General features: G+C 72.3%; 15 protein-coding genes. 7 read left to right on the top strand and 8 right to left on the bottom strand.

Annotation, left to right across the window (positions count from 1 at the left end; genetic code table 11):
• Positions 1–12: 12 nt before the first annotated feature.
• Genes E4P40_RS14440 through E4P40_RS14430 form a run of 3 tightly spaced genes read right to left on the bottom strand, consistent with a single transcriptional unit; the run spans position 13 to position 3,231 of the window.
• The gene (locus E4P40_RS14440; RefSeq protein WP_135159259.1) at positions 13–1,113 is read right to left on the bottom strand and encodes a sugar phosphate nucleotidyltransferase; all 1,101 of its coding nucleotides are present in this window, start codon (positions 1,111–1,113) and stop codon (positions 13–15) included.
• Entirely contained in the window at positions 1,110–2,075 is a 966-nt protein-coding gene (locus E4P40_RS14435) for a glycosyltransferase family 2 protein (RefSeq protein WP_135159258.1), read from the bottom strand. Before E4P40_RS14435 ends, E4P40_RS14440 begins: the two co-directional genes overlap by 4 nt.
• A 10-nt stretch (positions 2,076–2,085) precedes the next feature.
• Positions 2,086–3,231 carry a glycosyltransferase family 1 protein gene (locus tag E4P40_RS14430; protein ID WP_135159257.1) on the bottom strand — a complete coding sequence of 382 codons (1,146 nt, stop codon included), beginning with the start codon at positions 3,229–3,231 and terminating at the stop codon, positions 2,086–2,088.
• Between the two features lie 48 nt (positions 3,232–3,279).
• Between E4P40_RS14430 and E4P40_RS14425 the strand changes: the two genes are divergently transcribed.
• The 7 genes from E4P40_RS14425 (at position 3,280) to E4P40_RS14395 (ending at position 10,726) form a co-directional block, all read left to right on the top strand.
• Positions 3,280–4,389: a glycosyltransferase family 1 protein gene (locus E4P40_RS14425; protein WP_209305332.1), complete on the top strand. Its 1,110-nt coding sequence runs from the start codon at positions 3,280–3,282 to the stop codon at positions 4,387–4,389.
• A gap of 119 nt (positions 4,390–4,508) precedes the next feature.
• The gene (locus E4P40_RS14420; RefSeq protein ID WP_135159256.1) at positions 4,509–5,144 is read left to right on the top strand and encodes a NeuD/PglB/VioB family sugar acetyltransferase; all 636 of its coding nucleotides are present in this window, start codon (positions 4,509–4,511) and stop codon (positions 5,142–5,144) included.
• Positions 5,141–6,280 (top strand): DegT/DnrJ/EryC1/StrS family aminotransferase, encoded by a 1,140-nt coding sequence (locus tag E4P40_RS14415; protein ID WP_135159255.1) that lies wholly within the window; start codon positions 5,141–5,143, stop codon positions 6,278–6,280. The genes E4P40_RS14420 and E4P40_RS14415 overlap by 4 nt, the downstream gene beginning before the upstream one ends.
• A complete protein-coding gene (locus E4P40_RS14410; protein ID WP_135159254.1) occupies positions 6,277–7,155 on the top strand; it encodes a DUF4214 domain-containing protein in 879 nt (292 codons plus the stop codon). Before E4P40_RS14415 ends, E4P40_RS14410 begins: the two co-directional genes overlap by 4 nt.
• A gap of 162 nt (positions 7,156–7,317) precedes the next feature.
• Positions 7,318–8,352 (top strand): glycosyltransferase family 4 protein, encoded by a 1,035-nt coding sequence (locus E4P40_RS14405; protein WP_135159253.1) that lies wholly within the window; start codon positions 7,318–7,320, stop codon positions 8,350–8,352.
• A complete protein-coding gene (locus tag E4P40_RS14400) occupies positions 8,349–9,386 on the top strand; it encodes a glycosyltransferase family 4 protein (RefSeq protein ID WP_135159252.1) in 1,038 nt (345 codons plus the stop codon). Before E4P40_RS14405 ends, E4P40_RS14400 begins: the two co-directional genes overlap by 4 nt.
• Positions 9,383–10,726 carry a glycosyltransferase family 4 protein gene (locus E4P40_RS14395; RefSeq protein WP_135159251.1) on the top strand — a complete coding sequence of 448 codons (1,344 nt, stop codon included), beginning with the start codon at positions 9,383–9,385 and terminating at the stop codon, positions 10,724–10,726. Before E4P40_RS14400 ends, E4P40_RS14395 begins: the two co-directional genes overlap by 4 nt.
• A gap of 57 nt (positions 10,727–10,783) precedes the next feature.
• Here the strand turns inward: E4P40_RS14395 and E4P40_RS14390 are convergent, their stop codons facing one another.
• The 5 genes from E4P40_RS14390 to E4P40_RS28565 form a co-directional block, all read right to left on the bottom strand.
• Complete coding sequence (locus tag E4P40_RS14390) at positions 10,784–11,404, bottom strand: class I SAM-dependent methyltransferase (RefSeq protein ID WP_135159250.1); 621 nt, start codon at positions 11,402–11,404, stop codon at positions 10,784–10,786.
• Positions 11,401–12,054 (bottom strand): NTP transferase domain-containing protein, encoded by a 654-nt coding sequence (locus E4P40_RS14385; RefSeq protein WP_135159249.1) that lies wholly within the window; start codon positions 12,052–12,054, stop codon positions 11,401–11,403. The genes E4P40_RS14390 and E4P40_RS14385 overlap by 4 nt, the downstream gene beginning before the upstream one ends.
• On the bottom strand, positions 12,051–12,650 hold the full coding sequence (locus E4P40_RS14380; RefSeq protein WP_135159248.1) for an HAD-IB family phosphatase: 600 nt from the start codon (positions 12,648–12,650) through the stop codon (positions 12,051–12,053). Before E4P40_RS14380 ends, E4P40_RS14385 begins: the two co-directional genes overlap by 4 nt.
• Positions 12,643–13,587, bottom strand: coding sequence for a hypothetical protein (locus tag E4P40_RS14375; RefSeq protein ID WP_135159247.1), 945 nt, complete (start codon positions 13,585–13,587; stop codon positions 12,643–12,645). Before E4P40_RS14375 ends, E4P40_RS14380 begins: the two co-directional genes overlap by 8 nt.
• A partial coding sequence (locus tag E4P40_RS28565; RefSeq protein WP_209305331.1) for a hypothetical protein occupies positions 13,584–14,388 on the bottom strand: 805 nt, incomplete at its 5' end. The genes E4P40_RS28565 and E4P40_RS14375, both read right to left, overlap by 4 nt.

Below are 14,388 nucleotides of genomic sequence, written 5' to 3'. Positions count from 1 at the left end.
CTGTCAGGCCGCTCAGCTGTACCGCGAGGCGTGGGCGGCCTCGGCGGCGGCGAGCAGTTGCTTGACCCGCTCGGCGTCGGACACCGGGCAGACCATGGTCACGTCGGCGGTGTGGACGACGACGCTGTCGCGGACGCCGACCAGCGCGACGAGGTGGTCGGGGTCGTCGCTGAACACGATGTTGCCCGAGCTGTCGACGACGACCGCCAGGCCACGGACGGCGTTGCCCGCCCCGTCGTCGGACAGGGTCGAGGCCAGCGCGGGCCACGAGCCGACGTCGAGCCAGTCGACGTCGAGGTCGGCGACCAGCACCCGGCCCGGCTCCGCGGCAGCCGGCTCCAGGACGGCGTAGTCGACGCTGATCTTCGGCAGGTCCGGGAAGACCTCGGCCAGGACCCGCTCCCGCTCGGGGCCGGCGGGTGCCGCCACGATCTTCGCCAGTCCCTCCGCGGACTCCGGCAGGTGGTCGGCGAGGGCGTCCAGGACCGTCTGGGCCCGCCACACGAACATCCCGGAGTTCCACAGGTACTCACCCGACGCGAGGTACTCCTCGGCCGTGGCCCGGTCGGGCTTCTCGCGGAAGGAGGCCGCCTCGGCCACCCCGGGCACCTCCGTCTCCGCACCCCGCTGCACGTAGCCGAACCCGGTCGCCGGAGAGGTCGGTGTGATCCCGAGGGTCACCAGGGAGCGGGGGCGGGCGCCGAGGGCCTCGTAGGCGGTCTCGAGGGTTGCAGCGAACCGCTCGACGGGCCGGATGACGTGGTCGGCGCTGACCACCGCGAGCTCGGCGTCGGGGTCGGCGTCGGCCACGAGCGCGGCGGCGAGCCCGACGGCATTGGCGGTGTCGCGGGCCACCGGTTCCAGGACCAGCCGGTCGGCGCCCAGCTCGGGCAGCGCGGCGCGTACCTGGTCGCCGTAGCGGGCGGCGGTGCAGACCCAGATCTGCCCGGTCGGCAGGACCGCCTGCAGGCGCGTGAAGGCCTCGGCCAGCAGGCTGTGGGCCCCGCCGTCGCCGTCGTCGACGACGTCGAGCAGCTGCTTGGGACGCTCGGCCCGGGACAGCGGCCACAGCCGGGTCCCGGATCCGCCGGCCATGATCACCGCGTGTCTCACTGGGTCGTCCTCTCGATCGGTTCCCGTGCTCCCGCCCGGCGCCACGGGCGTCGCCGCCGACGGGGCAGCTCGTCGGCCGACCGCTGCGGCTGCGCGCCCGCGCCCACCCGGGAGCTCACGTACGAGATGAGCATCCGGCCGCCCAGGCCGGCCCGGAGTGCCGCCCGCAACGGCATGCGCAGGCGACCGGGGTACCGGCGGGAGAGGTACCGCAGCGCGCTCGTGTGGTGGACGCGCTGCATCCGGTGCGGATTCCGGCGGGTGGCGTGCCCACCCTCGTGCTCGACCACCGCGGACGGCGCGTAGACGTGCAACCAGCCCCGCCGCGTGAGCCGCTCGGCGAGGTCGACGTCCTCGAAGTACATGAAATACCCGGGATCGAACCCGCCGACGGAGTGGAAGGCCTCGAGGTCCACGAGGAAACACGAACCGGACAGCCAGCCGGCCGTCCGCTCGCGCGGCGCCTCGCGCTCGCGGCGGTACCGCGCGGTCCACGGGTTGCTCGGCCACGCCCAGCCGAGCAGCGCGTGGCCGATGCCGGTGGACAGCGACGGGAGGTCGCGCGCGGACGGGTACAGCTGCCCGTCGGGCGTGCGGATGGCCGGGCCGACGGTGGCTGCCCGCGGCCAGCGCGCCGCGACGTCCAGGAGTTCGTCCACCGCTCCCGGCTCGAACCGGATGTCGGGGTTGGAGACGAGCGCCCAGCCCTGACGCCGGTCGGCGAGGCCGGCGTTGGCGGCGGGTCCGTAGCCGATGTTGCCGCCGGTGCGCAGCAGACGGACGTGCGGATGGCGGGCAGCGGCCCGTTCGGGCACGCCGTCGGTCGAGCCGTTGTCGGCCAGCACCACGTCGACGGGGCGGCTGGTGGCCTCCGCCAGGGAACCGAGGAAGCCCTCGAGGGCCTCCCCCGGCGAGTAGGTCACCGCCACGACGCGCAATGGCGTCGCCGACTCGTTCCCCACGGCAGCGACCCTAGACGGGGCCCGTCGGACCGTTCGCGGCGGCGGCGCGATAGGCGTCGAGGTGGATCTCCGCCGCCCGCTCCCAGGTGAACTGGGCGGCCCGTTCGCGGGCGAGGCCGGCGAGCCGCCGTCGCTCGCCCGCGTCGGCCAGCAGCCGGCTCAGCTGGGCGGCGATCGAGGCGCTGTCGGTGCCGCAGTACGCCACAGCGTCACCGCCCACCTCGGGCAGGGCGAGCCGGTCGGTGGTCAGGACGGTCGCACCGCAGGCCATCGCCTCCAGCACCGGGAGGCCGAAGCCCTCCCCCAGGCTGGGATAGGCGACGACCTCGGCCCCGCCCAGCAGGCCGGGCAGGTCGTCGAGGGGGACGTAGCCCGGTCGCACCACCGTGAGGCCCGGAGGGACGGCGGCCACGGCGGCGTCGACCTCGTCGTCCCAGCCCCGCCCGCCGGCCAGGACCAGCGCCGGCGGATCGGGGGTGTCCGCCACCGCCGCCACCCAGCCCCGGATCAGCTCGGGGACGTTCTTGCGCGGCTCGATGGTGCCGAGGAAGGCGAGGTACCGCCGTCCCTCCAGGCCGAGCGAGGCGGCCACCCGGGCACGGTCGTCCTCGGCCGGCGGCCGGAACACCGACGTGTCGACGCCGTGCCAGGCGACGCAGATCTTCGCCGGGTCCACGCGGGCCTCGCGGACGACCTCGGACCGGGTGGCCCGCGACGGCGCGATGAGGACGGCGGCCCGCCGGCCGGCGAGACGGGTGGCGGCGCGGAAGAACCGCCCCTTGACGGCGGAGTGCACCTGGGGGTCGGTGAAGAAGGTCGCGTCGTGCACGGTCACCACCACGGGCCGGCCCGCGAGGACCGGCATCGTGTAGTGCGGGCTGTGCAGCACGTCGGCACGGCAGGCCTTCGCCAGCCGCGGGAGCCCGGTCTGCTCCCAGGCCAACCGCACCGGCCGGCGGGCGATGGCCGCCGGAGCCGCGATCACCTCGGCCGACGGCATCCTGCGGGCGAAGCCCTCGACGTCGTGCGGCTGCGCGACCAGGACGAGGTCGACGGCCAGCGCCGCCAGCGGCGGCAGCACGCCGTCGAGGTAGCGGCCCACCCCGCCCCGGTCCTGCGGGATCGCGGTGACGTCGACCAGCACCCGAAGCGTCACGCCCGCACCGCCCCCACGCGGCAACACTACGGCGGCTACGTTCGGTCCGTGGACGACCCCGGGCCGCTGCAGGTCGCCATGACCGTGGAGCAGTTGTGGCAGCCGGTGCCGGGTGGTTCCGCCACCTACATCCGGGAGCTGGTCCGCGAGTACGCCGCCATGCCGGACCTGACGGTGACGGGAGTGGCCGCGTGGCACCGCGGGCCGGCGCCCGAGGGCCTGGACCTCCCCCTCCGCCGGCTGCCGCTCCCGCGTGTCGCGTTGTACGAGGCCTGGCAGCGCGCCCGCCGTCCCCGCGTGGGGCGCGGAGCCGACGTCGTGCACGCGACCACGTGGGCGGCGCCCGGCGCCCGCGTGCCGCTGGTGGTCACGGTCCACGACCTGGCGTTCCTCGACGACCCCGGGCACTTCACGCCCCGCGGGGTCCGGTTCTTCCGGCGCGGCCTCGAGATCGCCCGGGACGAGGCGGCGGCCGTCATCGTGCCGTCGCACGCCACCCGCGACGACTGCGTGGCCGCCGGTATCGCCGAGGACCGGCTGCACGTCGTCCCTCATGGGGTGCGGCGGGCGACGGTCACTCCGGCGCAGGTGACGGAGTTCCTGGAGCGGCACGGCCTCGAGCGGCCCTACGTCCTGTGGGCCGGCACCCGCGAACCGCGGAAGAACCTGCCCACGCTCGTGGCCGCATTCGGCCGCCTCCTGGACACCGGCGCCGACCTGGACCTCGTCCTGGCCGGGCCGGAGGGCTGGGGTCCGGAGCAGGACCGCCTCGCCGGGGGGCAGGGCGAGCGGGTGCGGCTACTGGGTCGGCTGTCCCGGCCCGACCTCGAGGCGGCGTACGCCGGGGCGCGCGTCTTCTGCTACCCCTCGCTGAAGGAGGGGTACGGCATGCCGGTCACCGAGGCCATGGCTCACGGGACGCCGGTCGTCACCTCCCGGGGCACGGCGACGGAGGAGGCCGCGGGTGGAGCCGCCGTGCTCGTCGATCCGCACGATGCCGTGGACGTGGCCCGGGGTCTCGCGGAGGCCGCCGACGATGCTCGCAACCTGGCGATGCGTCACGCCTCGAGCGCCCGTGCGGAGGAACTCGATTGGGGTGCCAGTGCCCGAGCCACCGCCGGGGTCCTGCGCAGCGCTGCGGCGGTAAAGAAACCGTAACGTCGTCCCACGAGTCACATCGGTCACATCCGTCGCGCAGGAACCCGTACCGCTTGCCATTCGGAGTTACCGCGTTACCTTAAGTGAGTGACGGGGGGACGACGGAGCGTGAGCTCTCGATGAGTGCCCTCGGACCGGAACGAGTCGTCATGGTCGGCGGGGGTGGACACGCCATGTCCTGCCTCGACGCCGCCGATCAGCGCCGTCTGGAGTTCGTGGGCTATGTCTCCCCGGAACCGGACGACCGGCTGCCGCTGAAGTATCTGGGCGGTGACGACGCCCTCGAGGAACTCCGTCGTTCGGACGTGACATCGGCCTTCGTCGCCCTCGGCGACAACAGCCTCCGTCGCACGCTGTGCGGCCGCGTCATGGAGCTCGGGTTCGACCTGGCAACGCTCGTGGCCGACACGGCCCGCGTGTCCTCCTACGCGTCGGTCCTACCGGGAGCCGCTGTCCTGCACGGCGCCCTCGTCGGCCCGCGCGCGGAGATCGGGACCGGTGCGGTGGTCAACACCGCGGCCAGCGTCGACCACGACTGCGTCATCGAAGAGTTCGCGCACATCGCACCCGGCACGCATCTCGCCGGAGGAGTCCGCATCGGTGCGGGCGCCTTCGCGGGCGTGGGTGCCTCCGTCATACCGGACGTCCACGTCGGCCCCTGGGCCGTCGTGGGCGCCGGAGCCGTAGTCATCACCGACGTCCCACCACGAGAGACCGTCGTGGGCGCCCCCGCACGATCCAGGAGACGTTCATGACGGCCCTTCCCATCACCCAGACGCGCACCGTCAAGGTGGCCGAGCCCCGCCTCGGGGGCAACGAGCAGCGCTACGTGCAGGAATGCATGGAGTCGACCTGGATCTCATCCGCCGGACGCTTCATCGACCTGTTCGAGCAGCGCTTCGCCGAGGTCGCAGGCACGAAGCACGCGGTGGCGACCAACAACGGGACGACGGCCCTCCACCTGGCCCTCGCCGCCCTGGGCGTCGGCCCGGGCGACGAGGTGATCGTCCCCTCGCTCACGTACATCGCCACGGCCAACGCCGTGAAGTACTGCGGCGCCGTCCCGGTGCTCGCCGACGTGGACCCGGTGACCATGTGCATCGACCCGGCGGACGTCGCCCGGCGGATCACCCGGCGGACCGTTGCCGTGATCCCGGTCCACCTCTACGGCCACCCCGCGGACATGACCGACCTCCGGCAGCTGGCCGACCGCCACGGGCTCGCCCTGGTCGAGGACGCCGCCGAAGCGCACACCGCGACGTGGGAGGGCCGGCCGGTCGGTTCCCTCGGCACCGCCGGCGTCTTCAGCTTCTTCGGCAACAAGGTCCTCACCACCGGTGAGGGCGGTGCCGTCACCACCGACGACGACGCCCTGGCCGCACGGCTGCGCCTGCTCCGGGGGCAGGGCATGGACCCCCAGCGCCGGTACTGGTTCCCCGAGGTCGGCTTCAACTACCGCATGACCAACATCGCTGCCGCCATCGGCTGCGCCCAGCTGGAGCAGCTCTCGGAGTTCCTGCTGCGCCGCCAGGAGGTGGCCGAGCGCTACGACGCCCACCTCGCCGGCGTGCCGGGCATCCAGACGCCGTTGACCGATCCCCGGGCGACCCGCGTGAACTGGCTCTACACCGTTCTCCTGCCCGAGCACACCACCATGGCCGAGCGCGACGGGATGATCGACGCTCTGGCGATGGACGGCATCGAGACCCGTCCGGTCTTCCACCCCATGCACACCCTCCCGCCCTACCTCCAGGAGGACACCTTCCCGGTGTCTGGGATGCTGGGCCGGCGCGGCATCTCCCTGCCGACGCACGTGAACCTGCGTGACGACGACATCGATCACGTCGCCGAGCGGTTTCTCGCCAGGCTCGCGCCCCTTCGACTGAGGTGAGCCAGGCCCTGCTGAGTTCTTCGGTTCCCGCTGCGACCAGCCACGAGTCATCGCCCCGCTCCCTGTTCGAGCGGCGGACGTTCACGACGCTCGTCCGGGCGATGCATGCCGAGCGGCGACACGCCGTCGCGGCCTCCCGGCTGACCGTCGGCGACCTCGACCGCCAGCCGGACACCGCGCTGGCGTGGGTGTACGGCGCCTACGCGGCGGTGCTGGGCCGACTCCCGGACCCCGAGGGCCTGGCCACCCACGAAGCCCTCCTGCGCGGTGGGTGGCCCCCCGGGGAACTCGTGTCGCGGCTGGTGGCCAGCGACGAGGCCGTGGGCACCACCGTGGACGCCTCTACGCACCTGCACCACGTCTTCGTGACGGGCGCCTACCTCCTGGCACTCGGTCGTCGTCCCGACATGGGTGGACTGCACACCCACTCCGAGGCCCTGAGGAACGGTGCCGACCACGACGAGGTCCTGAACTCGGTACTGCGCTCGGCCGAGGCGCGCGCCCAGCTCCGGTTCCCACCGGCAGCGCCGACGTACGACGAGCACCTCGCCCGCTCGGTGCAGAAGACGGTCATGGGCAGCGTGGACGCCGACGTCGAGCGCACCCTGGTCTCCGGACGGCGCGCGGGGCGGTCGGTCACGTGGATGGTCTGGGCGACGCTCCGCCGCCGCGCGGGACGCCGCGTCCTCCTTCGCACGTTGCCCAGCGCCTGGTGGCTCGCGCACAGGGCCCGACGCCATGCCGAGGTGACGCTGCCAGTGGCTGCGCTCGAATCCACCACCGAATGGAACTGGCGCGTGCAGCGCAGACTGATGGACGATGTGGCAAGCCTGGCGAGGGAAGTCGCCGAGGTGCAGAGCGCGTCTCGGAGTTGACGCCGGCGCACCTCCGAAGGTTGGGGCCCACGCCGTGACGCGCCATCAACCGGCCGACCACGCCCGTCACGGTGACCGGCACGGGCGCGGCGGACTGCCGATCGCCCAGCGAATGAAGGACGGGGAGAACACGATGAACGTGCCGCGCCGGGCGATCAGATCGTGAAGATCATCATCGTCACCTCCGTCGTGCCCTTCGTGGAGGGCGGTGCGGAGTCGCTGACGCAGTGGCTGGCCGACGAGCTGGAGCAACGGGGCCACGAGGTCGACCTCTTCACGATCCCCGTTCACGGCCACACAGAGCTCCTGCCGGGCCAGATGGTCGGGCTGCGCTCCATGGACTTCACCGGTTTCGGGGACCGGCTGATCGCCGTCCGGACGCCGAGCTACCTCGTTCGCCACCACCACAAGATCCTCTGGTTCATCCATCACCACCGGCCCGCCTACGACCTCTGGGAGCAGTTCCCCGACGTCCCCCGGGACGCCGACGGCTGGGAGTTCCGCCGGATGATGTTCGCCTCCGACGAGGTGGCCCTCGGCGAAGCCAAGCAGATCTTCACCAACTCGGCCCGCGTCCGTGACCGGCTGCGCCACTACAACGGTGTCGACGCCGAGGTCCTGTACCCGCCGCTGCCCCACGACGCGGGCGCGCAGCCGGGTCCCCTGGGCGACTACGTGTTCTCCATCTCGCGGATCGAGCCGCACAAGCAGCAACTGCTGGCCGTCGAGGCGATGGCGCTCACCGAGACGCCGGTCCGCCTGGTCCTCGCCGGCCGGGGCGCGACCGGGGAGTACGCGGAACGCATCGTCCGCCGCGTGCACGAGCTGGGACTGCAGGAGAAGGTCACGTTCCACAACGCGCGCGTCTCCGACGAGACCAAGTGGGACCTGATGAACAACGCCCTGGCCTCCGTCTACCTGCCGCACGACGAGGACAGCTACGGCTACGTCGGCCTCGAGAGCGCCGCGGCGCAGCGGCCGCTCATCACGGCCACCGACAGCGGCGGCGTCCTGGAGTTGGTCCGGGACGGGGTCAACGGATTCGTCACCGAACCGAAGCCCGAGGCGCTGGCGCGGGCCTTCGACACCCTCTATCGCGACCGCGAGCTCGCGGCCCGCATGGGCGCCGCCCATGCAGTCCGCCTGCGCGAGATGAACATCGACTGGGACCACGTCGTGGAGAGGCTGCTGTCGTGAAGGTGCTGGTCCTGAACAACGGGATCCCGTTCCTGAAGGGCGGAGCCGAGCACCTCGCCGACTCCCTGGCCCGAGAACTGGTGATCCGGGGGCACCAGGCCCAGGTCGTCCGCCTGCCTCTGCGCTGGCACAGCGCCGAGGCCATCGCGGACAGTATGGCGGCGGCCGCCGCCATCCAGGTCCAGGACGCGGACCGTGTGATCGCGCTGAAGTTCCCTGCCTACCTGGTGCCCCATGAGAACAAGGTGGTCTGGCTGCTGCACCAGTTCCGGCAGGCCTACGACCTGTGGGGCACGCCCATGCAGTACCTGCCGAACACCCCGGAGACCGACGAGCTCCGCCGGGCCATCCACACGTCCGACGTGCGCGTCCTCCGGGCCGCCCACGGCCTCTACTGCAACAGCTCGGTGACCGCCGACCGGCTGGAGCGGTTCAACGGCCTCCATGCCGAGGTCCTGCTCCCGCCGCACGGCGGCGCGGACACCTTCCGCGACGACGGCCTCGGCGACTACGTCCTCGCGATCGGCCGCATCAACGCCAGCAAGCGGCAGCAGATGCTCGTGGAGGCGATGGCCCACGCCGGACCGGACGTACGGCTGATCGTCGCCGGCCAGCCGGAGACGCCTGAGGACGGTGCGGTCATGGAGCGCTTCGTGGAGGAGAACGGGCTCGGGGACCGGGTGCGGTTGCTGCTCCGGTTCATCACCGACGAGGAGAAGGTCGACCTGCTCGCCGGCTCCCGCGCCGTCGCATATCTCCCCCACGACGAGGACTCCTACGGCTACGTCACGGTGGAGGCCATGTTGTCGCGCAAGCCCGTCCTCACCACCTCGGACTCCGGCGGCGTCCTGCAATTGGTGCGCGACCAACGGACCGGCCTGGTCGCCGACGCCACTCCGGAGTCGCTCGCGGCGGCCATGACCACGCTCACCACCAGGCCGCGGTTCGCGTCGGACATGGGCGCGGCCGGACACGAAATGGTGGAGAAGCTGAACCTCAGTTGGGACTCAGTGGTGGAGACGTTGCTGTCGTGAAGATCGCCTGGTGCACGCCCTTCTCGGTGCGGAGTGCGATCGGGGCGGTGGGCGCGCTCGCCGTCGACGCGCTGCGCCGCACAGCGGGCGTCGAGGTCGACATCTGGTACCCGGTCGACGCAGGGGGCCGGAGCTGGCCCGATCCCGGCCGGGAGATCTCCGCCGACACCGCTGAACGTCTCGCCGACTATGACGCGGTCGTCTACAACATCGGCGACCAACCCGTCTACCACGGCCCGATCCTGGAGCTGAGCCAGGAAGTCCCCGGGGTCGTGGTCCTGCACGACCTGTCGCTGGTGCACCTCATGTTCAACCGGCTGCGCGCCGTGAACGACGACGACTTCCTCCGGGCCATGCACCGGTGGTACGGGCCCGAGGGGCAGCAGGCTGCGCGGGAGGGCCTCGAGCGGCCCGGTGAGTGGCTGTACCGGACGGAGACAGTCCAGGACTTCCCGATGACCGAGGTGGCGCTGGAGCGTGCCACGGCGGTGGTCACGCACTCCCGCTACGCGGCGGAGGCCCTCCGTCGTCGGTACGTGGGCGACGTGACCGTCGTGCCGCTCCCGGTGTCGGTGGGGCAGGCTCCTCCCGAGGCCCCGGTCGACCTGGGGCTGCCCGAGGACCGGGTCATCGTCCTGCAGGCCGGGGTCCTGAACCCGAACAAGCACGTACCCACCGTCGTCGAGGCGGTGGCGCACGCGGGACTGGGCGACCGGGTGCACCTGGTCATCTGCGGGCACAGCCAGCCGCAGGACCTCGACCGCCTGCGCCAGCACATCGATGCGATGGGACTCACCGACAGCACCACCGTGCTCGGGGAGGTCAGCGACACGACCCTCGACGCTCTCCGCGCCCGGGCCGACATCGCGACCATCCTCCGTCACCCCTGTGGCGAGGCGGCGTCGGCGGTCCTCGCGGAGAGCCTTGCCTTCGGGCTGCCGATCGTGAGCGTGAACGACGGCTGCTACCGGGAGGCCCCGGCGGACGCCGTGACCCGTGTCCCCGTGCCGCCGACGGCGACGCAGGTGGGGGCAGCGCTCCGCCGGCTGGTCGACGATCCCGCGCTGCGCGAGCGTGCCGCGACGTCGGCGCGGGCATTCGCCCAGGAGCACCATTCGCCCGACGCGTACGCCCGCGGGATCCTCACCGCGTTGCAGGGAGCAGGCGCCGCCCGACGCCGGGTCGCGCTGGCCGAGGATCTCGCGACGATCGCAGCCCGCGCCGGATTCGCGTCCGATTCGACGCTCATCGAGCGGCTGGCCACCCGGGCGCACGAGCTGTTCAGTCCGGCACCCCGCCGCCTCCCCCCGGCGATGCCACCCGCCGGGGAGACGTTCTGACCGCCCGCGGACGTCACGGATCGACGCTCCGACGGGTCGGCACACCGCCTCTTCCGCTCAGCGGCAGACGAAGGCGACGTGCTGGCTCTCCGGCCAGGGGTTGAGCTCCTCGGGGTACGGCCGGACAGCGACCTCGTCGAAGAAGAGGGCCAGCCGGTCACGCTGCCCTTCGATCGAGGGATAGCGGCCGACGTACCGCTGACCGAAGGCCTCCGAGAGCCGGTCGACGAGCAGCTCCTCCCCGCGAGAGCACTGGTTCTTGACGACGACGGCTCCCAGTTTCGGGACGGCCCGCCGCAGCAGCCGGTACACCGACATCTCGTCGTCGGGGGTGAGGTGGGTGACCACACCGAACAGCACGCCGGTGTCGTACACCCGGGTCGGCTCGAACGACGTCAGTCCGCTGACCACCCCGTCGACCTTGGGGTTCTTAGGCAGCCGGTCGACGAAGGTGGCGACCATGTCGACCGCGGTCACGTGCTCCAGTCGGTCGAGGAAGCCGGCGAAGAGGTCCCCGGTCCCGCAGCCGAGGTCCAGCAGCGAGCCCCCGCTGGGCGGCAGCACGCTCCCGACGACGAGCCGGTCATGACGAAGCATGGCGTCGTCGGTCCACCGGATGGATCCCTCGGTCTCCTGCGCTCGCCGGTTCCAGAACTCCGCGGCGAAGTCGCCGATCACGCGAGGACACCTTCGTCCTGGAGCGCCCTGATCCACTCGGCCATGTCCTCGATCTCCTCCTCGTAGTCGACCTCCCGGGCCCGGATCTCCCTGGCCAGGAGCGGGAGGAGCGGCGCCACCATCTCGAAGACGTGCCCCCTGGCCGACTCCGGCGCATCGGCGCGGTGCCGGAGGGAGACCAACCCCGACCACTCCCACGCCTGCTCCCCCACACTCTCTCTCGTGAACCGGGTGGCCATCGCCAGGCCGTCGTGAGCGCTCACCTCGACCAGCACCGGTTCGACGCTCTGCCGTCGGAACACCCCGAGCATGGGTGCGGGCCCCTCGATGAACGCCTGCAGGTCGTGCGGGTGGACGACCAGGTCGCAGTCGAGCGAGACCACCGGACCCTCCGCCCCGGCCGCACCCCGGAGGAAGCTCGCGGCCGTACCGGTGGAAGCGAACTCGTGGTTGAGGACCACCGTGGCGTCCGGGCGCTCCCCGAAGACCACCTCCGCCACCTCGGCGGCCCGGTAGCCCAGCACCACACGCACGTCCTCCACCGATCTCAGCATGGCCAGCTGCCACGAGATCAGGGGTCGTCCCTCGACCTCCACCATGGCCTTGGGCCGGTTCAGCCCCATCCGGGAACCGAGCCCGGCAGCGTTCACCACCACCGTCGTAGGAACCGACACAGCGTCCTCTCGCTCGCGAATGCATATCCCGCCACCTCCATCAGGGAGTCGGCTGCGCGGTGCACCCCGCACCAGGCGACCCCCACCTCGACCCCGCGCACCATCGAGGCATCGTTGGCTCCGTCGCCGATGGCGATCCGGAACCGGCCTTCGTGCTGACGGACGGCCGCGGCCTTGTTGAGGATCGTGCCGACGCCCGTGCCGCCTCCGGGCAGCCGGGTGGCCGTCGACGTCATGCCCTCGAGCCCGTGGCGATCGAGGAAGGGCTGGACCCAGACGTCCAGGTTGCCCGTCACGACCATGACCCGCTCGGGATGCTCCAGCAACAGCGCCATGAGCTCCTCGAAGAGGGGCGCCCCGAGGATCGCCTCGTGGACCAGCTCGATGGGCACCCCGGACAGCATCCCCACCCGCCGCCGAAAGCTCTCCGCGAAGGGGATGCGACCGGCGAGGGTGTCATCGGTGAGCCGGGTGATCTCCTCCTCGATCCCGGCCGAGCGTGCGATCACCGGCAGCAGTTCCGTGCGTGTCAACGTGCCGTCGAGGTCGACCAGAACCTTCGGCTCAGTCACGAGCCAGCGCCTCGAGCCTGTCCCGGACGGCGGTCAGGAACAGATCGGTGTCGAACGAGCCGGAGCCCGGCCGGACGCGGCCTGCACGGCCCACCGCCTCGGGGAACTCCTCGTCGCTGCAGGTGATGACGTCGAACTCGGCGACGTCACCGGTCAACTCGCGCTCCCCGCCTGTCGGGGCCACGCACACAGGCCGGTGACCCGCCAGGGCGGCCTCGGCGATGATCGACCCGGAGGCAGTGGACACCACGAGGGGCGCCTGAGCGATGAGCGCGGCGGCCGGGGCCTGCCGGTCCACGACGACGGCCCCCGCTCCACGCAGGGCGTCCTCCAGCCCTTCGACCCCCGGCCAGTCCGGCAGCTTCACCGCGAGCCCGTGCGCGAGGGTGTGGCGCAGCGCATCGACGAGGAAGGGACCACCACCCCTGCTCATGATCCACTTCACCGCGGAGACGAACAGGACGCCGCGGTGGAGGACCTCTTGCGGTGCCGGGAACCGCTCGGCTCCGGCTGAGGCGACCCAGCCGGCGACGACCGTCGGCACGTGAGCCGTCGCCCACCAGGTGGAGTCGTCCGGGGCGACGTACAGGTCCAGCAACGACAACAGAGGCATCTCCCCGTGCAGAACCGGGTCCCCGAGGTCGTGCGGGACGTAGACGAGCAGATCCGCACCGACCGCCACCTTGAGTGCGGGCGGCGTCGCTACGTTCGTGTGGATCGCGTAGTAGGTGTCGTAGGCCTGCCCCGTCAGACCGAGGTGCTGCGACGTGATCATCACCAGCGGGCCGTCCCCGGGAGGCAGGTCGGCCGGCCCCAGCTCCTGCACCGCGAGGTCGACGACGGACACCGACAAGCCCCGCGATCGCAATTCAACGGCGAGCGGGCGCAGGGACAGTTCCGAAGCGGCTCCCACCAGCAGGTAACGCGGGGCGCTCATGCACGGTCCCCGGCGGGCACCCGGCGGGCTACGAGCCACACCGCACTCGGGGTCTGTCCGTCCGGCACCGTCGCCCCTGGGACGGTGAGGAGCTCACCTGGCACGGGCATGGCGAAGGACGTGTCCAGCACGACCGGCTCGCCCCCGTACCGGCGGCCCACGACCTGGCTGACCTCGACGAATCCCAGGAGATGCAGGCGACGACGAGCTGCGAGGACCCTGAGCCCGCGCTCCTCCGGCCCCTCGCCCATCCGGGTCCCCACGGGATGCAGCAGCCGGAGAACCGTCCCGTCGATGACATCGGGACGGAGTCTCGAGAGGGCGCGCACGTACAGCTCGTCGGTGAGCACCAGCGTCCCCCGGCGGTCCCCGATCGCGGCCCCCGGGCCGCCGGTTCCCGCGGTGGCCCAGGACGGCGCCCCCGCGGCCGACAGCCCCGCCCTCGCGACGCCGATGCAACCCCGCCGCACGACCTCGTCGGCCAGCTCCCGACCATAGGGACCGAGCACGAGGGCAGGCAGCCTGCCCCACCGGTCCGGGACCTCACTCCATGGCAGAGTCCTGAGCACCGCGGGCGACGGCGGACGATGGTCCAACCGCCCGAGCCCGTCCGTGGCCAGGAGCCGGTGCCCCACGTCCGCGAGCCCCTCCCGATCCTCGTCGGTGTCCTCGGTGAGGCCGTCGGCATCCGGAGCACGGCCCAGGAGCGCCCGGTAGACCGCGACGACCATCTCCGCGTCCAGGCTCGGAGGGGCTGGAGAGGTGCTGTCCGGACGTGCCGTGACCTGACGGTGCCTCGTC

Source organism: Blastococcus sp. CT_GayMR20 (assembly GCF_004570345.1).
This window is presented reverse-complemented; position numbering and strand designations above follow the sequence as displayed.

Bases quoted from the DNA above. Each gene is read 5' to 3' on its own strand.
- E4P40_RS14420 (WP_135159256.1), top strand. From the start codon at position 4,509: ATGAGTGCCCTCGGACCGGAACGAGTCGTCATGGTCGGCGGGGGTGGA.
- E4P40_RS14415 (WP_135159255.1), top strand. From the start codon at position 5,141: ATGACGGCCCTTCCCATCACCCAGACGCGCACCGTCAAGGTGGCCGAG.
- E4P40_RS14375 (WP_135159247.1), bottom strand. From the start codon at position 13,587: ATGAGCGCCCCGCGTTACCTGCTGGTGGGAGCCGCTTCGGAACTGTCC.